The 18795-nt window shown below is 58.3% G+C and carries 23 protein-coding genes; 7 read left to right on the top strand and 16 right to left on the bottom strand.

The features are described from left to right. Positions 1-58: 58 nt before the first annotated feature. Both AMM33_RS07185 and AMM33_RS07190 read right to left on the bottom strand, forming a co-directional pair. Positions 59-385: a type II toxin-antitoxin system PemK/MazF family toxin gene (locus AMM33_RS07185; protein ID WP_090139952.1), complete on the bottom strand. Its 327-nt coding sequence runs from the start codon at positions 383-385 to the stop codon at positions 59-61. Further along, on the bottom strand, positions 372-590 hold the full coding sequence (locus AMM33_RS07190) for an addiction module antitoxin (RefSeq protein WP_228767993.1): 219 nt from the start codon (positions 588-590) through the stop codon (positions 372-374). The genes AMM33_RS07185 and AMM33_RS07190 overlap by 14 nt, the downstream gene beginning before the upstream one ends. A gap of 483 nt (positions 591-1073) precedes the next feature. Between AMM33_RS07190 and AMM33_RS21840 the strand changes: the two genes are divergently transcribed. Continuing rightward, positions 1074-1211, top strand: coding sequence for a hypothetical protein (locus tag AMM33_RS21840; RefSeq protein ID WP_194945303.1), 138 nt, complete (start codon positions 1074-1076; stop codon positions 1209-1211). A gap of 301 nt (positions 1212-1512) precedes the next feature. Here the strand turns inward: AMM33_RS21840 and AMM33_RS07195 are convergent, their stop codons facing one another. The 11 genes from AMM33_RS07195 to guaB form a co-directional block, all read right to left on the bottom strand. After that, positions 1513-1980, bottom strand: a complete 468-nt coding sequence (locus AMM33_RS07195) for a DUF3237 domain-containing protein (RefSeq protein WP_090139957.1) — start codon at positions 1978-1980, stop codon at positions 1513-1515. Between the two features lie 422 nt (positions 1981-2402). After that, entirely contained in the window at positions 2403-4883 is a 2481-nt protein-coding gene (locus AMM33_RS07200; RefSeq protein WP_090140006.1) for a penicillin acylase family protein, read from the bottom strand. A 168-nt stretch (positions 4884-5051) separates the two neighbouring features. Beyond that, a complete protein-coding gene (locus AMM33_RS07205; protein WP_090139959.1) occupies positions 5052-5963 on the bottom strand; it encodes an LD-carboxypeptidase in 912 nt (303 codons plus the stop codon). Positions 5964-6033: 70 nt separating this feature from the next. Continuing rightward, positions 6034-7404: a tRNA adenosine(34) deaminase TadA gene (gene tadA, locus AMM33_RS07210; protein ID WP_090139961.1), complete on the bottom strand. Its 1371-nt coding sequence runs from the start codon at positions 7402-7404 to the stop codon at positions 6034-6036. Next, the gene (locus AMM33_RS07215; RefSeq protein WP_090139963.1) at positions 7401-7751 is read right to left on the bottom strand and encodes a hypothetical protein; all 351 of its coding nucleotides are present in this window, start codon (positions 7749-7751) and stop codon (positions 7401-7403) included. The genes tadA and AMM33_RS07215 overlap by 4 nt, the downstream gene beginning before the upstream one ends. Before the next feature lie 6 nt (positions 7752-7757). Beyond that, positions 7758-8135 carry a hypothetical protein gene (locus AMM33_RS07220; protein WP_090139965.1) on the bottom strand — a complete coding sequence of 126 codons (378 nt, stop codon included), beginning with the start codon at positions 8133-8135 and terminating at the stop codon, positions 7758-7760. 43 nt (positions 8136-8178) lie between these two features. Continuing rightward, positions 8179-9324 (bottom strand): PQQ-dependent sugar dehydrogenase, encoded by a 1146-nt coding sequence (locus AMM33_RS07225; protein ID WP_228767994.1) that lies wholly within the window; start codon positions 9322-9324, stop codon positions 8179-8181. 29 nt (positions 9325-9353) lie between these two features. Next, positions 9354-10967 (bottom strand): glutamine-hydrolyzing GMP synthase, encoded by a 1614-nt coding sequence (gene guaA, locus AMM33_RS07230; protein ID WP_090139967.1) that lies wholly within the window; start codon positions 10965-10967, stop codon positions 9354-9356. A gap of 12 nt (positions 10968-10979) precedes the next feature. Then, positions 10980-11285 carry a HepT-like ribonuclease domain-containing protein gene (locus tag AMM33_RS07235; protein WP_228767995.1) on the bottom strand — a complete coding sequence of 102 codons (306 nt, stop codon included), beginning with the start codon at positions 11283-11285 and terminating at the stop codon, positions 10980-10982. 38 nt (positions 11286-11323) lie between these two features. After that, positions 11324-11614 (bottom strand): nucleotidyltransferase family protein, encoded by a 291-nt coding sequence (locus tag AMM33_RS07240; protein ID WP_090139972.1) that lies wholly within the window; start codon positions 11612-11614, stop codon positions 11324-11326. Positions 11615-11672: 58 nt separating this feature from the next. Then, a complete protein-coding gene (gene guaB / locus AMM33_RS07245) occupies positions 11673-13142 on the bottom strand; it encodes an IMP dehydrogenase (RefSeq protein ID WP_090139974.1) in 1470 nt (489 codons plus the stop codon). 991 nt (positions 13143-14133) lie between these two features. On the opposite strand from guaB, the gene AMM33_RS07250 reads away from it, so the two are divergent. The 3 genes from AMM33_RS07250 to AMM33_RS07260 all read left to right on the top strand — a co-directional run bounded on the left by AMM33_RS07250 (position 14134) and on the right by AMM33_RS07260 (position 15221). After that, on the top strand, positions 14134-14361 hold the full coding sequence (locus AMM33_RS07250) for an XRE family transcriptional regulator (RefSeq protein ID WP_090139976.1): 228 nt from the start codon (positions 14134-14136) through the stop codon (positions 14359-14361). A gap of 204 nt (positions 14362-14565) precedes the next feature. Then, a complete protein-coding gene (locus AMM33_RS07255; protein WP_090139979.1) occupies positions 14566-14988 on the top strand; it encodes a putative toxin-antitoxin system toxin component, PIN family in 423 nt (140 codons plus the stop codon). Beyond that, positions 14985-15221 carry a toxin-antitoxin system HicB family antitoxin gene (locus AMM33_RS07260; protein ID WP_228767996.1) on the top strand — a complete coding sequence of 79 codons (237 nt, stop codon included), beginning with the start codon at positions 14985-14987 and terminating at the stop codon, positions 15219-15221. Before AMM33_RS07255 ends, AMM33_RS07260 begins: the two co-directional genes overlap by 4 nt. Before the next feature lie 51 nt (positions 15222-15272). Here the strand turns inward: AMM33_RS07260 and AMM33_RS07265 are convergent, their stop codons facing one another. From AMM33_RS07265 to AMM33_RS07275, 3 genes are all read right to left on the bottom strand, one after another. Then, positions 15273-15908 (bottom strand): AAA family ATPase, encoded by a 636-nt coding sequence (locus AMM33_RS07265; protein ID WP_369802414.1) that lies wholly within the window; start codon positions 15906-15908, stop codon positions 15273-15275. Between the two features lie 94 nt (positions 15909-16002). After that, complete coding sequence (locus AMM33_RS07270) at positions 16003-16986, bottom strand: virulence RhuM family protein (RefSeq protein ID WP_090139983.1); 984 nt, start codon at positions 16984-16986, stop codon at positions 16003-16005. 54 nt (positions 16987-17040) lie between these two features. After that, entirely contained in the window at positions 17041-17388 is a 348-nt protein-coding gene (locus AMM33_RS07275) for a TA system antitoxin ParD family protein (RefSeq protein WP_090140010.1), read from the bottom strand. Between the two features lie 303 nt (positions 17389-17691). On the opposite strand from AMM33_RS07275, the gene AMM33_RS07280 reads away from it, so the two are divergent. The 3 genes from AMM33_RS07280 to AMM33_RS07290 are packed head-to-tail and all read left to right on the top strand — an operon-like array spanning position 17692 to position 18747. Beyond that, positions 17692-18027 carry a type II toxin-antitoxin system RelE/ParE family toxin gene (locus AMM33_RS07280; protein WP_090139985.1) on the top strand — a complete coding sequence of 112 codons (336 nt, stop codon included), beginning with the start codon at positions 17692-17694 and terminating at the stop codon, positions 18025-18027. Then, positions 18027-18311 (top strand): helix-turn-helix domain-containing protein, encoded by a 285-nt coding sequence (locus AMM33_RS07285; protein WP_090139987.1) that lies wholly within the window; start codon positions 18027-18029, stop codon positions 18309-18311. Before AMM33_RS07280 ends, AMM33_RS07285 begins: the two co-directional genes overlap by 1 nt. Positions 18312-18363: 52 nt before the next feature. Beyond that, complete coding sequence (locus AMM33_RS07290) at positions 18364-18747, top strand: response regulator transcription factor (protein WP_090139988.1); 384 nt, start codon at positions 18364-18366, stop codon at positions 18745-18747. Positions 18748-18795 lie beyond the last annotated feature (48 nt).

An 18795-nucleotide genomic window follows, 5' to 3' on the forward strand; every position in this document is an offset into this window, starting at 1 on the left:
TGGAGATTCCAATATTTTGACTGCTAGGCATTAGACAGTTGGGGTCAGTGTGATGCCTCTATCTCGGCAAGCCAAGATGAATTTTTATGGCTTCTTCCACCGCCAGCATATCGGCTTTTTCAAGACTTCCAAGCTGGCTTTTTAACCTGGCTTTGTCTGCCGCCATGATTTGGTCGGCCATCGCTTTGCTGGCCTGTCCCGCGACGCTCACCAATGCCTCACCTGGATAGGCCCTACCGGTATTACTCGTCAGCGGCACAACCACTACCCTGGCCAGATTTCGATTGGCGGCATCGTTGCTGACGATGACTGCGGGCCGGGTTTTCTTGATTTCCGTACCCAAAGCTGGATCGAATTCAACCCACCAGACTTCACCTCGCTTCATTAGCCATGTCTTTCGCAAGTGCATTGGTCCATTCCAACGCTTCGGCTTCACGTGCCTGGTCTTGCGCCATGGCCTTGTATCCGTCATCGAGGGATTTGCCCAGGACGTGAGGGCGCAGCAAGTCCTCAATGAACTGGCTCATTTTACGCTTGCCAATCGTGCGCCACAGTCCTTCGTAGACTGCCTCATCGAGCGTGATGGTCATTTTCTTGTGCATGATCGTCCTTAAACACGTTATACGTATACATTTTACGCGATGATTTCCAGTTCTCGCCGATTCCGATTTCAGCCTTGCTGATTTTTGGGCCAGCGGTGCTCTTTACTACAAAATTGCTAATCCGTGGTCCACCGAAAAATAGCAATGTCAAAAAACAAGTTCTTCACTTATGCCCCAACACAACTCCCCTGCTTTCAAACTTTGATAGCAAGGTTACGGAACGGAATTCGTAACCCTGATGCGATTGCCAAGCACTTGGGCGTCACTCCGCAGACAGTCAGTCGGTGGATGAAATCCAACTCAGCTCCACGAGCCGTTTTGTACGCGCTTTTTTGGGAAACTGATTTGGGGTTCTCTGTGCTTAATTACGAGTTACACAACGAAGCACAAGTTCACCGGGCTCATGCCTCAAGTCTAAAGAGATACGTATCTACACTTCACGCCAGAATCGAGTTTCTGGAAAGTCGAAGAATGGATGAATCCGCCAATCAGCCGTTTTTTAGTCAGCTTCCTGGCATCAGCGAAAACGCAACCCTGAGAGGTGATAACTACTGGATTGAAAAATCTGTATCTAACGCCAATGGCCGTTCTCCAGTCAAACTGGCTTAAACGCGTGGCGCTCAACTGCTGCACCCTTGAACATTTTTCTAAATAAATACACATATTTGTGGTTTTTTCGTGATATAAAGGTGTCGGGTAGTTAACGAGAGTAAGCCTCTTCAACACTTTATAGAACTTAAGTGTTCGACTTTGCATATTATGTTAAGTTATGAAGATAATCAATCGGGCGTCCATACGAACGGCTCTATGCCAGTTCAAAATATAAAGAAGATAAAACGAGACGCTGTCCTAATGAAGCCGTTGGCATGTTTCTTTGACTGCGATGAATGGCAATCCTGCGATCGGGCTTTCAGGCCACTTCGAAAAATCGCATGACCACACGGTCAGGGTGACGCGCACCGGTGCCCACAAACAAGCGCTCGTTGATCCAACTCAAGGCGTTGGAAGCCGTTTCGAAACTTGGGCTGCATCTGAAATACACGGATTCCGGCTCCACGGGTTCGCCGCGCACCAGCTTGGCCATGACCTCAGGCGCAGCCGTGCGTACGGCCCGGTTTTGCACAAAGATCAAATCGCCGCCATCGGTCTCGATCACATAGCGCGCATCCAGCTCGGCCATGCGCTGGTTCAGGATCAATTGAAAGTCAGCCCCGCCTGGCAAAACGCGTGCGCTCCAGCCCTGCCCTTGCACTTCACCGCCCAAAATCGGGATCACCCGCCGCATGCCATGCAAGGCCTGTCCGACCTCAAGCGGCTTGTCGACTCGGACCGACAAATCGGCGAAAAAATTCAGTTCAGGCGTGGGTAAATTCAGCATGCGATAAGGGTATGCCCAAACATCCAAAGCAACTGTCCTGCTATGGACACTTGGGGCTTTGCGGGCTCGGCATATGTCCATCTCGGGGACTTATTCATTCGGTCATTTGAAGTTTTCAATGCTCAAAGATGTTGTGTGTCGGCGGTCAAAGACCCCGACATGGGCCTGTGCCGAAACCCATCATGTCGGACTCTGCGAGTACCGACCTACGAGATCAATGCTCAAAGCTGTTGTAGGTCGGCGGTCAAAGACCCTGACATGGGCCTGTGCTGAAACGCCATCATGTCGGACTCTACGAGTGCCGACTTGCGAGATGACCGTTCCGACACATTTCAAACTTCAGCGTGCCGGATCAATAGGCCACCGACAAGTCAACCTGACGGACGTTGGCTCGAAGAGTCCGACGTATTGGCGCGGTTTGCTCAGGGGTTCAAGACCATCTGATGCGCCCAATAGCCGGGTTCAAATCGCAAATCGCGGTATGTACCTTGTGCCCAAGCTGCGGCCATGTCACGGCTGCGCGATGAAAACACATGACCGCTTTGCCCAGTCTGGTAGATGAATTGCGAGGCGTCAGGCGCAGACAGGTCGTACACCGCCCGCAAAGACGCGGCATGCCGGTTGGCAAACGGTTCTTGCTTGTCATTGGCCCAGTACTGGCCCACGTTGACAGTGAACAAATCCCCTGCACTTTCGGTGCGCACATCAAACAGGGCATTCAGATAGGGCACCTTGCCAAAGGGCTTGTGCCCGCTGATGGCCGGGTGCCAGACGCCCCAGCGCCATTGCGACAAATTCTGTCCTTGACTGGCTGAAATGCGCGCAAGGGCACGGTCCAAAGCGGCCGACACCTGTGCCCCGCAACCTGATGCCCCACACCAAAAAGCATCCTGGCGGCTCAAGATGCCTTCCACGGCTGCACGGAAATGGCGTTTGCCGTACAAGCCCTGAAAGCGCTCTGCACCGAGTTGCGGCACCAGCAAAGCCCGCGTCAATTCATCGGCCCAGACGTTGAAGATCAAGGCCGGTGCACTGTCCTGGCGCATTTGACCGTCAAATGTGCTCAGCACTTTCAGGGCCTGCGCGCCCAAAGGGTGCTGAGGTTGCGCGCGCTGCAAAGCTGGCAACAAGGCTTTTACGCCCAATGACAACACATCGTATTGAATGGCCTGCAGGCTTTCGCGGCTGTGTTGGGGTTTGGCTGCCAAGAGCTGCTCGATGCGTTCAAAGCGCTCGGGGGTAGTCCAGTCACCGCCTATGAAGTGGGGGTAATCGGGCGGCAAAATATTCTGGTTGGCCGTGGCGTGCCAGCCTTTCTTTTCAATGTGCGCGGCGTCCAAGCCTGGGTTTTGGGCCGCAGGCAACCAGCCCGTCCAGTCGTATTGCGCCAGCCAGCCCGGCGATGGGGCCACGCCACGGATGTCGTTGTTGGCCGCACGCGTGGGCAGCTTGCCCACTGCGCGAAAAGCCACGGTGCCTTGGGTGTCGGCCATGACCACGCTTTGCATCGGCGCGTGGTGGTCGGCAAAGGCCTGCTGCAATTGCGGCACGGTTTGCGCCCAATTGGCCTGCATGCCCGCTTCTACGGTTTTGTTGTCAGGCGTCAGGGCCGACCAGCGCAGGCTGACGGCGTAGCGCTGCGCGTTGATCAAGCCCCGGTATTGAGGCTGCACATCGCTGATGACCGGGCCGTGGCGGGTGCTGCGCACGGTCAGCACCACATCCCCCTGCCCTTTGACGCGGATCGTTTCGCTGCGCTGCTCAAAATTGGCCCAGCCTTCAGGCGTGCGGTACTGATCGGGCTTGGCGCTGTCGAGTTGTTCCAGATAGAGGTCTTGCACGTCTGGTCCGGTGTTGGTAAAGCCCCAGGCCACGCCCGGCGTGCGCCCTAGCACCACAAAAGGCAAGCCCGGCAATGTGGCGCCCATCACGTTCAGCGCGGGGTGTTTTTGGCCGCCGGGCAACTCGCCAGCGGGCGCCTTGAGGTGGGCAAAGTACCAAATTGCAGGGGAGCTCAGGGCCAGGTGCGGGTCATTGGCAAGCAAAGGCTTGCCTGTCACCGTGCGGCTGCCGGGCACCACCCAGTTGTTGCTGCCCTTGCCTTCCAGAATGCCCATGTCTCGCACCCAATCATCCGACCACTGGGCCAAAGCCGAGACGGGTGGCTGGGCCTGCGCGGCTTTGGCGGTGGCTGGCGCATACACGCCCAGTCGGGCATACAAGGCGGGCAAGTCCACCGCGGTGGCGGGTTTTTCGCCGGGGTAGGCGGGCAACAATTGCCAAAGTTGTTCGTGTTTCAGCACCTGCGAAGCCGACAAACGGGCAAACTCCTGGCCCCAATTGCCGCCCAGATCCAGCGCCATCATGAGCGCCCAGCCCACGCTGTCTTCAGGGCTCCAGGCCTGGCCGCTTTGGCCACCCGCCTGCGTGCCCAGCAGCTTGAATTCAGGCGAAGGCCGAACCTGGCCACTTTGCCAGGCGTCCTGAATCCCTTCGCTGTAAGCCTGCAAAGCCGCCTGGGCAGCGGGCGACAAACCCTTCAGTTGCTGGCGAGCCATGCCGATGATGCCCAGGGTGCGCATCAGCTTGTCGGTGTCCAGCGTGGCAGCGCCCAGAATTTCAGACAACTCACCCCGCATCAGTCGGCGGTTGAATTCGAGTTGCCAGCCGCGTTCTTGCGCATGCACAAAACCCATGGCACGCCAGGCATCCATGACACTGCCTGCAGTAATGTGGGTCACATCCGATGCATCACGAGCAACCTGCACGGGCCCCTTCAAGCCCTTGAGCGAGGCTTGGCCGTCCAGCTTGGGCATGCTGCGCAAGAGGTGCACACTGACCACGCCGCCAGTTGCCAAGGCTGCCGCCACGCACAGCAATGCCAATCGTCCGAACCATTTCATGTGTGTCTCCTGTTTTTTGGGGCATTTGCCCTTGTCTGCGCCCATGTTGGGGTCTTCGAACGCCGACCTAAAAGGCAGCCCGAAGGTCAGCCTTGCAAAGGTCCGAAGACTTTTCCGTAGGTCGGCACTCGAAGAGTCCGACATCTGTCCTTCAACGAACCCACAAAATCAAATGTGGCTCCAAACCATTAGCGCGTCACGCCCTTCGGTGACAAGGTCGACTTTGGCGCCCACGGGCAGAAGTACCTTGGTTTCGACATGGCCAAAGGGCAAACCGGTGAGCACAGGCGCTTTGATCTGGCTGCGCAGCCAATCGACCACGGTGGCCAGCTTGAAGCCTTTGTCGTGGGTGGGCACCAGTTTGTAGTTGCTGAACTGGCCGAACAGCACCGCTTTTTGCTGGGCCAAAACGCCTGCATGCAGCAGCTGGGTCAGCATGCGCTCAACCCGGTAAGGGTGCTCGCCCACCTCTTCGAGGAACAGCACGCCGCCTTTGATTTGCGGGAAATACGGCGTACCAAGCAGCGAGGTCAGCACAGTCAGGTTGCCACCCCACAACGGCGCGTCTTTCACCAGCACGCGGCGCTCGGCCTCGGCTTTGGGCCGTTGCCAGCCCGTTCCCTCCCCTTGCTCCAGAAGCAGGTCGTCAAAGCAGGCTTGCATGATGTCGTCGGGCTCTTGTTCTGGGCCAAAGTCTTCGCCCAGCGCCGGTCCTTGCCAGCTGATGCGACCGGTCTTGGCCAACACCGCCTGGTTGAAGGCCGTGAAATCGCTCAGGCCCACAAACTGCATGCCACCGTCAATGGCTTTGGCAATCTGTTTATAGGGCAAGGCCGGCAGGATGCGCGTGAGGCCGTAGCCGCCTCGCGAGATGAGTGCCACATCGGCACCACTAGCCGCAGCACGGGTGATGGCGGCTATGCGCGTGACGTCGTCGCCTGCAAAGCGCATGTGGCTGGCCAAAGCGGCTTCGTCGACTTCCACCTCGTGGCCTTGGGCTTTCAGGCGCTTCACGCCCCGGCGAAATGCCGCTTTGTCGCGCACGGCGCTGGAGGGGGAAAAAATGTAAATGTGGGCCATGATTTTTTTGTGGATTGGAGGCTGATGTCACGCTCTGGCCTGGCTCGGCTGCCCTTGGAAAGCGAACGTATCAAGGCTTGAAGTGTCGCACAGCCGCCTCGGCAATTGCCCTGCCCTGTTCCTGCACAAAATGGCCCGCATCGGGCAAAACCATCGGCTCAGGGCAGCCCTTGATCTGGCTTTGCAACTGGCGCATCACGGGCTCGCCCAGCACCGGGTCTTGCTGGCCAATGGCCATCAAGCTTTGACCCTGCCAGTCATCGCGCCAAAAGGCTTGCGCTTGGCGAGAGATGGCCGCACCGGGAGAATCTGCAAACTCCGGCACCATCGGAGGAAAAGCCCTGAGAGATGCCCGAAAGCCCTTGTCAGGAAACGGTGCGTTGTAGGCCGCCGTTTCTTGCAGCGTCATGCCGGGGTTGCCGCGCTTGAACAACTTGCCCACGTCAAACTGCGGCTGGCTTTGGCACCAGTCGCGCCAGGCCAAAAAGCCTGCGCTCAAGGGGGTCTCGCCCGTGGCCAAAGTGGTGTTCATGACCAGCAGACCCTTGTAACGCTCCGGCGCAGCCATGGGCAAAGTCAGGCCCAAAATGCCACCCCAGTCTTGCACCACCAGCACCACGCGCTGCAGGTCAAGGCGTTCGATCAAATCGAGCAAAGACTGACGGTGGATTTCAAACTGGTGAAAGCTGTCCTTCTTGGGCTTATCGCTCTTGCCAAAACCAATCAAGTCGGGTGCCACCACGCGCTGCCCCGTTGCAAGCCAGACCGGGATCATCTTGCGGTAGAGGTAACTCCAGGCCGGGTTGCCGTGCAGGCACAACCAGGTCAGCGGCGCATGAGCGTCGCCCTCATCCAGGTAATGCATGCGCAAACCCAAGATGCTGGGCAGGTCGTTCACATAATGCGGCTGCCAGGGGTAGTCAGGCAAATCGGCAAACGCGGCATCGGGGGTGCGCAGCGCGTCTTCTCTGAGGGGTTGGGCATTCATTCTTTTGGGCCTGAAAAAATCCTTGAGCAACTGACCGCATTCATCGGCCAGCACACCGCCCGTCACCTGAGTCTGATGGTTCAGCTGCGTGTGGCCAAACAGGTTGAGCACAGAGCCCGCCACGCCCGTGCGCGGGTCGGCCGCGCCAAACACCACCCGGTTAACCCGGGCATGCAGCATGGCGCCGCTGCACATGGCGCAGGGCTCCAGCGTCACATACAGCGTGCAACCGTCGAGCCTGTAATTGCCCAGCACCCGAGCCGCTTCACGCAGCGCCACTACCTCGGCATGCGCTGTCGGGTCGTGGCTGGCGATCGGGGCATTGCGGCCTGTGGCGATGACTTGGCCGTTCTTGACGACCACCGCGCCCACGGGCACCTCACCCGCCGCAGCGGCCAGCTGGGCTTGCGCCAGTGCCAAGCGCATGCCTTGCTCATCGGACCAGGTGCTCATGCGTCGGTGTCCTCTTCGAGATGGAAGCGGTGCAAAAATCGGTGCAACACAGGTGCGCCGATCACGCCAACACAAATGAGGGCCACAAAGCCGCTGTAAAGGGCATATGTGCCTGCAAACAATTTGCCGCCCTGACTCAACGGCTCGCCAACGGGCCCCATGCCCGAGAGGATCATGGCGGCACTCAGGTAGGCGTCCACCCAGGACATACCCTCCAGCTCGTGGTAGCCGACCATGCCCGCCAACAAGGACAGGCCAATGAGCAGAAATGCCAAGCCTGCCGCACTGATCAATCGCCGGTGATAGGCAGCCTCTGGAATCAGGGGTTTGCTGTAATGTTCAAACATGGTGCATCACTTCCTGTCTTGGCTCGGTGGCATCCAACCCAGGTCTTTCATCCAAGGGGCTAGCGCTTGGGTTTGCTCCGTACCTTGCATTTGAGCCGCGTGCATGGCGGCATGGGCTTTGGGCCGTTGATGGTTGCGCTTCACGGCGCATTGGAAGGCGGTGATCTGCATTTCAAAAGCCTCAATGCCCTTGAGCATCGACCCGGTGAAGTTGGCGGGCAGGCCTTGCGCCCACAGCGAGGCCGCTTGCCAATACGCAGGTATGCGGCTGATCACCGGAAACCCCTCTGCCCCGACCGAGACGATGGACCCCAGCGGGTCATCGCGCATGATGCGCTGCGCGATGGCGGGGTCGGTGTGGTGGAACTGTTGGGCCAGGTACATGGTGCCTTGAGGTTACCAAAAGTCAGGGCATCCATCCCGCTGCTCAAGGCCGCTCAGGCTCCAGTCGCATCAAGGCCCCGTTGGGGGAGTCGCTCAGCAAATAAACCAAACCGTCCGGACCCATGCGGACATCGCGAATGCGCCCTGCCCGGCCTTGCAGCAAACGCTCTTCGCGGATGACTTTCTCGCCATCGAGCACCAGCCTCACCAGCATTTGGCCGCGCAAGGCCCCCACCAGCACATTGCCTTGCCATTGGGGAAACTGCGAGCCACTCACAAAAGCCATGCCCGATGGCGCTATCGATGGCACCCACACATGCAAGGGCTGCACCATGCCGGGCTTAGCCTGCCCCTCGCCAATGCGGGTGCCCAAGCCGTAGTTGACCCCGTAGGTGATCACGGGCCAGCCGTAATTGAGACCCGGGCGCATCACATTGACCTCGTCACCGCCTTGCGGTCCATGCTCGTGCGTCCACAGCTCGCCGGTTTGGGGGTGCAGGGCCGCGCCCTGCATGTTGCGGTTGCCCAAGGTCCATTTTTCGGGCAAGGCCCCGACCCGCTTGGACAAGGGGTTGTCGGCAGGCACTCGGCCATCGTCGTGCAATCGGATGACGGAGCCGGCATGGTCATCCAGCTTTTGGGCGCGGTCTTTGTCGCCCCGGTCACCCAAGGTCAGGTAAAGCAAGCCGGATTTGTCGAACACAATGCGCCCACCAAAATGCTGGCTTGAACGGGTTTTGGGCTGCATGCTGAACAACACCTGAACCTCGGTCATGCGCTGGCCTTGGAGTTTGCCCCGCGCCAAGGCCGTGCCCCAGCCGCCAGCGCCCGGCGCGTTGTAAGCCCAATAAATCCAGCCGTTTTGCGCATATTGCGGGTGCAGGGCCACATCAAACAAACCGCCCTGCCCGCGCTCAGCGACTTCAGGCAGCCCTTCAATCACTTTGGGGTCCACACGAAAATCGGCCCCTACCAAACGCATGCGCCCCGCCCGCTCGGTGACCAACATGTGGCCATCGGGCAAAAAAGCCACCGACCATGGGTTCTCAAACCCGGTCACCAAGGTGGCCAGACGGAAAGCGTGTTTTTCAGAAGTGATGACCGAAGACCGGTCTTGCGCCCATGAAGGCGTCAAAGCCGCCAAACTCAAGAGCAGGATGTTGAGGCCTCGAAAAATTTGAACTTTCACGGTCAACCTCCACTCAGGGCTTCAGGGGATTATTCCCATTCGATCGTTGCAGGCGGCTTGCTCGACACGTCGTAAGTCACTCGGTTAATGCCGCGCACCTCGTTGATGATGCGGCCCGACACTTTCTTGAGCAGCGCGTAAGGCAACTCGGCCCAATCCGCCGTCATGAAGTCGCTGGTCTGCACTGCACGGAGGGCCACCACGTAGTCGTAGGTGCGGCCGTCGCCCATCACGCCCACGCTTTTCACGGGCAAGAACACTGTGAAAGCCTGACTGGTCAGGTCGTACCAGGTCTTGCCGGACTCATCGGTGAAGTTGCGCAGCTCTTCGATGAAGATCGCATCCGCACGGCGCAGCAGGTCGGCGTATTCTTTTTTGACTTCACCCAATATCCGCACGCCCAGACCTGGGCCTGGGAAGGGATGGCGGTAGACCATCTCGCGGGGCAAGCCTAGTGCGACACCCAGTTCACGCACCTCGTCTTTGAAGAGTTCGCGCAGCGGCTCCAACAGTTTCAAGCCCAGTTGTTCGGGCAAGCCGCCCACGTTGTGATGGCTCTTGATGGTCACGGCCTTCTTGCTCTTGGCGCCGCCCGACTCGATCACGTCGGGGTAAATCGTGCCTTGGGCCAAGAACGTCGCGCCTTTGTGGCCGCCGTCGCCCGCCTTCAATGTGGCGGCTTGTTCCTTGAACACGTCCACAAACAAGCCGCCAATGATCTTGCGCTTGGCTTCGGGCTCGCTCACGCCTGCCAACTTGCCCAAGAACAAGTCGCTGGCATCGACGCGGATGACGTGTGCGTGCAACTTGCCCACAAACATGTCCATGACCATGTCGCCTTCGTTCAGACGCAGCAGGCCGTGGTCCACAAACACGCAGGTCAACTTGTCGCCGATGGCGCGGTGGATCAATGCGGCTGCCACCGACGAATCGACGCCACCGGACAAGCCAAGGATGACTTCTTCGTCGCCCACTTGCTCGCGGATTTTGGCCACGGCTTCTTCGATGTAGTTGCCCATGATCCAGTCGGGGCTGGCCTTGCAAATGTCGAGCACAAAGCGGTTGAGCAGCGCCTGGCCCTGCACGGTGTGGGTGACTTCGGGGTGGAACTGCACCGCGTAGAAATGGCGCGATTCATCGGCCATGCCTGCAATCGGGCAAGCAGGGGTCGAGGCCATGACCTTGAAGCCGTCGGGCAACTGGGTGACCTTGTCGCCGTGGCTCATCCAGACTTTGAGCATGCCGTGGCCTTCGGGCGTGGCAAAGTCTTCGATGCCTTTGAGCAGTTCGGTGTGACCGTGCGCCCGCACTTCGGCATAGCCAAACTCGCGGGTGGTGCCCGCTTCGACCTTGCCGCCCAACTGCTCGGCCATGGTTTGCATGCCGTAGCAAATGCCCAGGACCGGAATACCCAACTCAAAAACGGCGTCTGGCGCGCGGTCATCGACTTCGTACACGCTGGCGTGTGAGCCCGACAAGATGATGCCTTTGAGGTTGCCATCTTTGGCGTACTCACGCACCCAGTCGCTGCTGACGTCGCAAGGGTGAACTTCACAAAACACATGCGCTTCACGCACGCGGCGGGCAATCAGCTGGGTGACTTGCGAGCCGAAGTCGAGGATCAGGATTTTGGAGTGGGACATCGAAAAAGCGCTTTAAGTGTCAGAAGAAGCAACAGCTGCGAGCATGGTCTGCACACAGTCAATCAAAGGGGGAAGATGACGATCGATCACTGACTGGACAGTCAGTGCGTCGATGTCACCCAGGTAGTTGTGAACCAGAATGTTGCGAAAACCGCTGATTTCACGCCAAGGAATGGCAGGAAACTGCTGCTTGAGATGATCGGGCAGCATCTGCGTGGCTTCGGAGAGGGTCTGCAAATTGCGCAGCGCTGCGTCATAAAGCACTTCATCTTGCGTCAAATCGCCCCGCGCCTGAATGCGACCAATTTTGGCGGACACATCCAGAATTTGGTGCGCGTAAGCCAGCCATGACTTGCTCATAGCGACACAGCCTCAGCCAGCACTTGGGCGCGAATGTGCGGGTTCAGTTCGTGCTCAGGCACTAGGTCGACCTTGCGGTGCAGCAAGTCGCCTAGCGCTTGCGCCAAAGGCATGCGCTGGGTGAACAGGTCGTAGCCTCGAGGAAACACCACCAGGAAATCCACGTCGCTGTCGGGCGTATCTTCGCCACGCGCCACTGAACCAAATACGCGCAGATGGCTTGCACCGCACTGAGCAGCCAGGCTGTTCAGGTGCGTGTTCATCTGGCGAAGTTGATTCAGCAACATGGCTTGTTTTCTTCAATAACCGACATTTATGACCGGGAAAGTCAGAGGCCAGCAGTCATCACTCAGCCCGATAATTGGGAGCTTCCTTGGTGATCTGCACATCGTGCACATGGCTTTCGCGAATGCCGGCAGCGGTGATTTCCACAAACTGCGATTCGTTGTGCATGGCCTCAATCGTCGCGCAGCCGCAGTAACCCATGCTGGCGCGCAAGCCACCTGCCATTTGGTAAATGATCGCAACGACCGAGCCTTTATAGGGCACACGGCCTTCGATGCCTTCGGGTACCAGTTTGTCGGCGTTGGGGTTGCCGGTGCTGGACTCCTGGAAATAGCGGTCGGCGCTGCCCTGCTGCATGGCGCCGATCGAGCCCATGCCGCGGTAACTCTTGTAGCTGCGGCCCTGGAACAAGATCACTTCGCCGGGAGCTTCCTCGGTGCCCGCAAACATGCCGCCCATCATCACGGTGCCCGCGCCTGCAGCAATGGCTTTGGCGATGTCGCCGCTGTAGCGGATACCGCCGTCAGCAATGAGGGGCACGCCCGTGCCTTTGAGGGCCGTGGCCACAGAGTCCACGGCCATGATTTGCGGCACGCCCACGCCTGCCACGATGCGGGTGGTGCAAATCGAGCCGGGGCCGATGCCGACCTTGACGCCGTCCGCACCCGCCTCGACCAAGGCCAAAGCCGCTGCGCCCGTGGCGATGTTGCCGCCAATGACTTCGATGTGCGGGTAGTTTTGCTTGACCCAGCGCACGCGGTCGAGCACGCCTTTGCTGTGGCCATGCGCGGTGTCCACCACGATGGCGTCCACACCTGCGCGGGACAGCGCCTCCACGCGCTCTTCGGTGCCCTCGCCCACACCCACGGCCGCGCCCACGCGCAGTTTGCCTGCCCCATCGCGGGCGGCGTTGGGGAAGTTGAGTTGCTTGGTGATGTCTTTGACGGTGATCAGGCCCTTCAGCTCAAACGCGTCATTCACCACCAGCAGGCGCTCGAGCTTGTGTTTGTTCAGCAGGTGCTTGGCTTGCTCGGGCGTGGTGCCTTCGGGCACGGTGATCAAGCGCTCACGCGGGGTCATGATCTCGCTGACTTTCTGGTCGTAGCGGGTCTCAAAGCGCAGATCGCGGCCGGTCACGATGCCGACCACTTTGCCGCCGTCACAAACGGGAAAGCCCGACACACCCAGTTCGTCGCTCAAGGCCATGACCTGGCGCACTGTGGTGTCTGGGGTGATGACGACCGGGTCGCGCAACACACCCGATTCGTAGCGCTTGACCTTGGCCACCTGGGCGGCCTGCTCTTGCGCGGTGAGGTTTTTATGAACGATGCCGATGCCGCCCTCTTGGGCGATGGCAATGGCCAGACGCGCTTCGGTCACGGTGTCCATGGCAGCGGACACCAGGGGCAAGTTCAGGCGGATATTTCGGGTGAATTGCGTCGCAAGCGAAGTGTCCTTGGGCAGGACTTGGGAGTAAGCGGGAACAAGGAGAACGTCGTCAAAAGTCAGGGCTTTACCGAGTAGGCGCATAAGCTAGGGCTCCAAAAGACAGATTGTACCCGCGCCCAAATGGCCGCCCGCCCGTCTTTGTGGGGCTCTTTGGAGACGTCGGCACCCAAAGAGTACGAGATGGTTGATAGACAGACAGAGCAAAGCCGAAACCACAAAGGGGGGAAATCAGTATCTGACCTCAATGAAACCCACACCAAATTAATTTGGTGAAATTGGAAAAATTAAATTCACAATCGACAATAACCACATATTTATGATGTAATCCAACGCACTGACAGAACGAATTTCACACCAACCATCGGAAATAGAGCCCTGACACATCCGTGAAGAAAAGAGCCATTATGAAAATATTTCATCTTATTGAACAGCTGAAAACGGCCCTTACAACCCCAAGCAACTGCTGTGCCATGTACCAGCACGACTGCAATCAAGGCCGCAATTGCCCAGTGCGACAAACCCAGTCCACAGCCAAGAGCAGCCCCAAGCCGGAACACAAAACAGCTCAAGCGCTCTGCTGAGCAGAACATGACCAGGCATCGCAAGCCACAAAGCCTTCAAAAGCCGGCTTGACTGGCAAAACAAACGGGACCTGACCCCACCTATCCAGGAAAATCAGACCAGCTCTGCACCGCTTCCATCAAAACATCCTGCACACTGTTGTTATTGGTCACACAGTCGAATTTGCAGATGTAGTCATCAATGGGCTCCAAGTCCTGCTCGCCCCCTTCGGTGATCAGCCCCCCTCATCAGGCTGGCATACCAGTCATCCGTCAGAAATGCCTTGGGCGCACTGGCGGGCCAACACATCGGCCACGGGCTTGACCCTTGCCTGCTGCCAACTACTGGCTGCAAAACCGCCTTCGCCGCACCGAGCGACCTCACTGTCATCCACACACCCCGTGCCCAAGGCTGTGGATAAACCCTAGGACAACTGCGCCAAGGCGCATGGCGACTGGGCTGGCGTCATGCGCTCAAAAAATGGGCAGATCGGCCATGAACTGCCGAGACATTGATCCGACCCGATGAAGTTGAATCAACCATCACGAACAAACTTTTGTCATCCCGGGCGAAGAAACGGGATCCAGTGCGCACCGCAACCCTTTGGGGCGTGACTCAGCCACGCGTCTCCGATCTGATGCTCGGCAAGATCAACTTGTTCGGACTCGATGCGCTGGTGAACATGGCCACCGCTGCTGGACTGCACATTGAAACGCGCGTGATCGAAGCAGCCGCTTGATCTGGCTGGTTTACCTGGGTGACGACACTGTGCGCCATGACGATTTGGGGGAGCGGTGTGTGATGGCACAAATGGGGGCAAACACGGCGTCAGACGCTTGAGCAGATCAGCTTGGATAGCCTGCGAGCGTCCGGTCACACACATTCAATACAGACAAAGCGAAACCTGATTGACCTGATTTTTGGTATCTCTGATAATACCAATATGACTTTTAACCCCCGCATCGTCCTCGACACGAATGTGCTTTACAGCGCATTGCGTTCACAGCTGGGAGTGTCTCATCGGCTGTTGAGCATGGTGGGGCAAGCGCGATTTTTGCCGCAGGTGTCAGCGCCACTGATTGCCGAATACGAAGACATCCTCAAGCGCGGACAACTGGCATTGAGCCACGCCCAAATTGACGATGTCATCGACTACCTATGCGCCCAAAGTGAACACCACCGGATTTTTTACCTCTGGCGACCCTTGCTCAAAGACCCCAACAACGACTTTATTTTGGAGCTGGCCGTCAAGGCCCAAGCCAGCATCGTGACTTGGAACGTGGCTGACTTCAAAAAAGCTGCGAGCCTTCATGTTCAAGTCATGAGCCCCCGCCAACTGCTAGAAATTCTGGAGAAATCATCATGAGCACCATCAGCATTCGCCTGCCCGACTCGCTGCACAGCATGGCCAAAACCATGGCCAGCCAGGACCATGTGTCCATGAACCAGTTCATCGCCAGCGCCGTGGCAGAAAAAGTCTCGGCTTTGGCCACAGAAACCTACCTCAAAGAACGTGCCGAACGGGCCAGCGAGGACAAGTTCAAGGCTGCATTGGCCGCTGTGCCAAGGCAGCCGCCGGATGCACCAGACGCCATCTAAGGCCACACCAGTGCCCACGCTACCCTCTCGTCCTCACGCCACAAGCCAGAACTACGAAACCAGCGGCGTGGGCGGCTTGGCTGGCTGAACCTTTTTGGCCCAAGCCGGTGGCCGCGCCACCTGCCAATGCCACACCGCATGACGCCAACGGGCCACCAGCTTGGGGCCAGAAATGCCCTGTCGGCCCACGCCCGAGGTGTCGTACAGCAAAGCCAAATCGGCCAAGGGGATCGCGTCGTGTAAATTCTGCAAAGTCCGTGGGTAACGCGCCAAAATGCGCTCAGACGGGACATCGTGACCACCCTCGGCCACACGCTGCGCCACCCGGCCCAGCAACTGACGCGGGTCATTCACACACACCACCAACAGCACCACGGCAAAACCCGCCGCTCGCGCATCCCGCATCAAAGCCAGTTTGGACGGATGCGAAAACACCGTCTCGCTCACAAACGATTGGCCTTGCGCCAAACAAGCGGCGCGACGCGCATCGGCCCAAGCCCGGGCTTGGGCAGAACGCAGTTCGGGATCGGTGATGTGCTGCAGAGCGTGGGCTTCGTGCAGGTCCGCATTCACAAATTCAGCATCAGACGGCAACAAGCCCGAAGCAAGCGCTGAACGGTACAACGTCGATTTGCCAGCCCCATTGGGGCCAGCGAGTAAAAAGAAAACGGGTTTCAAAAAAGGCAATCGCTCAGGCGACCCCAGAAAATGGGCAGCCCCGCACTCATTGTTGACCGCCCTCTTTTTGCCTGGTATGGCAGGTCAGATTCAAAGTCAAGACTCATGCTGGCCTGCCCTTCGGTGCGGGCAACAACTCGACCATGCGGTCAAAGTCCGACTCGAAGCGTGCATCCTCCAGCACGCGGTACTTGGCAAACTCGCCCTCGGCGTGTTGCTTGGCCAACTCGGCTGAAACCTGCCCCGCGCTTTGCAAAATTTCGCGGTCGTTCAGGCTCAAAAAGCCTTCGAGCTTGTCCACCCAGGCTTGCATGGTCATGGCCACGCGGCGAGCCGCCTGGCCCTCGGCAAACACCAGGTATTGCTCGGTCAAGTTGTTCAGGGCAAGCAACTCTTCTTCGTTCAGGTAATTTTTGGCCACCACCACATCACTTTTGCGTATGCGCTCGCCCGGCCAATGGGTCATGCCCATGTGGGGCTTGGTGCTGTCGGCCCGCAGCTTGACCAGCTCGGCCGCTGTGTGGCCATGAATGGCGAAATGCACCTTGTTTTGCACCGTCGCAAAAAAGGCCTGTGTCAACTCGGCGCTGGCGTCATAGTCCACGCTGGTGGCGTAAATGTCGGTGATCTTTTGGTAGAACCGGCGCTCGCTGGTGCGAATGTCTTGCAGGCGGCGGGTCAGCTCGTCGAAATAGTCGCGCCCTTGGCCGGGGTTTTTCAGGCGCTCATCGTCCAGCAAAAAGCCCTTGACGATGAACTCTTTGAGTTGTGCAGTGGCCCACTGCCTGAAACGCACACCCGCTTGGCTGCGCACCCGGTAGCCCAGGGCCAGCACCATGTCGAGCTTGTAGTGCGCCACATCGTAGCTTTTGCCGTCAGCGGCAGTTGTTCGGTAAAACCGAACAACTGAATCCTCTTGCAATTCCCCATCCTCAAAGATGTGCTTGATGTGCTCACTGATCGTGCCCTTGGCCTTGCCAAACAGCTCGCTCAGCTGCTTTTGCGACAGCCAAAGGGTTTCGTTTTCCAGCACCACCGAGATTTGGGTTTTGCCCACCTCGGTCTGGTAAATCAAAAACTCACTCATCAAAGGCTCCTGTCGCCGTGTGCGTCCACTGAAGGGGTTGCACTTGAACGCACCTCAGGCGGCCTTCATCACCTGACGGCGGTTGCTCTGCACGGTCTGGCGCACGGCCTGGGCCAGACGGCCGGAGCTCTCGGCGGCCAAAAAGTCTGCTTCCAGAGCGTCCAGCGGGTCGGCATGCGCAGGGGCGGCTTGGCGGACATCGTAAAGCGCGATGGCCTCGCGCGCCTCAGAGACCGTCAAGCCTGATGCCTCGGCAATGCGCCCCAGCGTGGCCCAATACTCGATCTGCCCTGCCACCGAACGGCGCATGCTTGAGGCCGCGTCACGGGCCTGACTGACCAAACCTGAAGACAACTTGACGGATGAAAACGAAGATGAGGACGAAGACGACGATGCGGACATGAGGCTCTCCTTTTGGCGCATTTTGCGCCATAAAAAGCCAAAACGGGCAAGCATCGCTCAAAAAAACCATGGCGGTGACCATGAAAAGAAGCATCCACACCCACCGTGCCCAAGCCTGTGGATAAGCCTTAGGACAACTGCGCCAAGGCGCATGGCGACTGGGCTGGCGTCGTGCGCTTAAAAAATGGGCAGGACCGTAACGGACTTCGAAGATAAGGATGATTCAAACGCCGTAGCCACCATCCCTCAACCGTTAACAACAACTTACTTGCCAATCTATATAAAATTTTATATATTGCATGGATGACTGATCCAAAGCCTGTCGAATTTCGAGGCAGCTCCCTTGATGATCTTCGTTCCTTTCCCCTCTCGGCAAGGCGCGAGGCAGGCCATCAAATCGATCAGGTACAAAGCGGGCAAGCGCCGGACGACTGGAAGCCCATGAACACCGTGGGTCAAGGCGTTAAGGAAATTCGAATTCGGGATGCTGCCGGTGCATTCCGGATCATCTACGTTGCCAAGTTCGCCGATGCCGTCTATGTGCTGCACTGCTTCCAAAAGAAGACTGGGAAGACCAGCAAGGCCGATCTGGACTTGGCTGCAAAGCGTTATCGAGACTTATTAAAGGAGCTAGGCTAATGACCAAGCAACGATTTGCCAGCGTCTGGGATGCCATCGAGGACACCCCGGAAGAAGCGGAAAACATGAAGCTGCGCTCCATTCTGATGACGGCGCTGAAGAACCACCTGACCCGCACAGAAATGAGCCAAGCACAGGCCGCCAAGCTGTTCGGCGTGACTCAGCCACGCGTATCCGATCTGATGCGCGGCAAGATCAACTTGTTCGGCCTCGATGCGCTGGTGAACATGGCCACCGCTGCAGGACTGCACATTGAAATGCGCGTGATCGAAGCAGCTGCCTGATCTGGATGGATTGCATGATTGATCGCTGGGTTCATCCGCAAGCGCGGCGCCTTTGCCACCCAACACGAACTTTCGCGAAGATCTGGCCATCAGCCTGGGGCACGAGCCCGAGCATTACGATTTCCGGCGACTGGAAATTCTGATCCGGCGCTTGCGCAACAAAGCCAAAGAGGCGTGGGGCGACATCTTGCCCCTGGAAACAGCCCACCGACAAGGCTACGCCTTCACGGCCAATATCCGCATCGGAATGGCCCGACACAACGCCTTGGATGCCGAGCCGCACGGAGCCGCACCGAGTGGCCATGCCGTGCCAAGGCCACATGCCCATACGCAAGCGCATGCAGACATGGGCACGCCCATGACTGCGGCTGAGGGGTATTGCCCACACCACCATCCATCCACACCCACCGTGCCCAAGCCTGTGGATAAACCCTAGGACAACTGCGCCAAGGCGCATGGCGATTGGGCTGGCGGAGGCTGATTA

Origin of the sequence: Limnohabitans sp. DM1 (assembly GCF_001269385.1) — a bacterium.
Taxonomy (GTDB): domain Bacteria; phylum Pseudomonadota; class Gammaproteobacteria; order Burkholderiales; family Burkholderiaceae_C; genus Limnohabitans_A.

Excerpts from the sequence above, each read along its gene's own strand:
- AMM33_RS07185 (WP_090139952.1), bottom strand. The coding sequence starts at position 385 with ATGAAGCGAGGTGAAGTCTGGTGGGTTGAATTCGATCCAGCTTTGGGT.
- AMM33_RS07190 (WP_228767993.1), bottom strand. The coding sequence starts at position 590 with ATGACCATCACGCTCGATGAGGCAGTCTACGAAGGACTGTGGCGCACG.
- AMM33_RS21840 (WP_194945303.1), top strand. The coding sequence starts at position 1,074 with ATGGATGAATCCGCCAATCAGCCGTTTTTTAGTCAGCTTCCTGGCATC.
- AMM33_RS07195 (WP_090139957.1), bottom strand. The coding sequence starts at position 1,980 with ATGCTGAATTTACCCACGCCTGAACTGAATTTTTTCGCCGATTTGTCG.
- AMM33_RS07200 (WP_090140006.1), bottom strand. The coding sequence starts at position 4,883 with ATGAAATGGTTCGGACGATTGGCATTGCTGTGCGTGGCGGCAGCCTTG.
- AMM33_RS07205 (WP_090139959.1), bottom strand. The coding sequence starts at position 5,963 with ATGGCCCACATTTACATTTTTTCCCCCTCCAGCGCCGTGCGCGACAAA.
- tadA (WP_090139961.1), bottom strand. The coding sequence starts at position 7,404 with ATGAGCACCTGGTCCGATGAGCAAGGCATGCGCTTGGCACTGGCGCAA.
- AMM33_RS07215 (WP_090139963.1), bottom strand. The coding sequence starts at position 7,751 with ATGTTTGAACATTACAGCAAACCCCTGATTCCAGAGGCTGCCTATCAC.
- AMM33_RS07220 (WP_090139965.1), bottom strand. The coding sequence starts at position 8,135 with ATGTACCTGGCCCAACAGTTCCACCACACCGACCCCGCCATCGCGCAG.
- guaA (WP_090139967.1), bottom strand. The coding sequence starts at position 10,967 with ATGTCCCACTCCAAAATCCTGATCCTCGACTTCGGCTCGCAAGTCACC.
- AMM33_RS07240 (WP_090139972.1), bottom strand. The coding sequence starts at position 11,614 with ATGTTGCTGAATCAACTTCGCCAGATGAACACGCACCTGAACAGCCTG.
- guaB (WP_090139974.1), bottom strand. The coding sequence starts at position 13,142 with ATGCGCCTACTCGGTAAAGCCCTGACTTTTGACGACGTTCTCCTTGTT.
- AMM33_RS07255 (WP_090139979.1), top strand. The coding sequence starts at position 14,566 with ATGACTTTTAACCCCCGCATCGTCCTCGACACGAATGTGCTTTACAGC.
- AMM33_RS07260 (WP_228767996.1), top strand. The coding sequence starts at position 14,985 with ATGAGCACCATCAGCATTCGCCTGCCCGACTCGCTGCACAGCATGGCC.
- AMM33_RS07270 (WP_090139983.1), bottom strand. The coding sequence starts at position 16,986 with ATGAGTGAGTTTTTGATTTACCAGACCGAGGTGGGCAAAACCCAAATC.
- AMM33_RS07275 (WP_090140010.1), bottom strand. The coding sequence starts at position 17,388 with ATGTCCGCATCGTCGTCTTCGTCCTCATCTTCGTTTTCATCCGTCAAG.
- AMM33_RS07280 (WP_090139985.1), top strand. The coding sequence starts at position 17,692 with ATGACTGATCCAAAGCCTGTCGAATTTCGAGGCAGCTCCCTTGATGAT.
- AMM33_RS07285 (WP_090139987.1), top strand. The coding sequence starts at position 18,027 with ATGACCAAGCAACGATTTGCCAGCGTCTGGGATGCCATCGAGGACACC.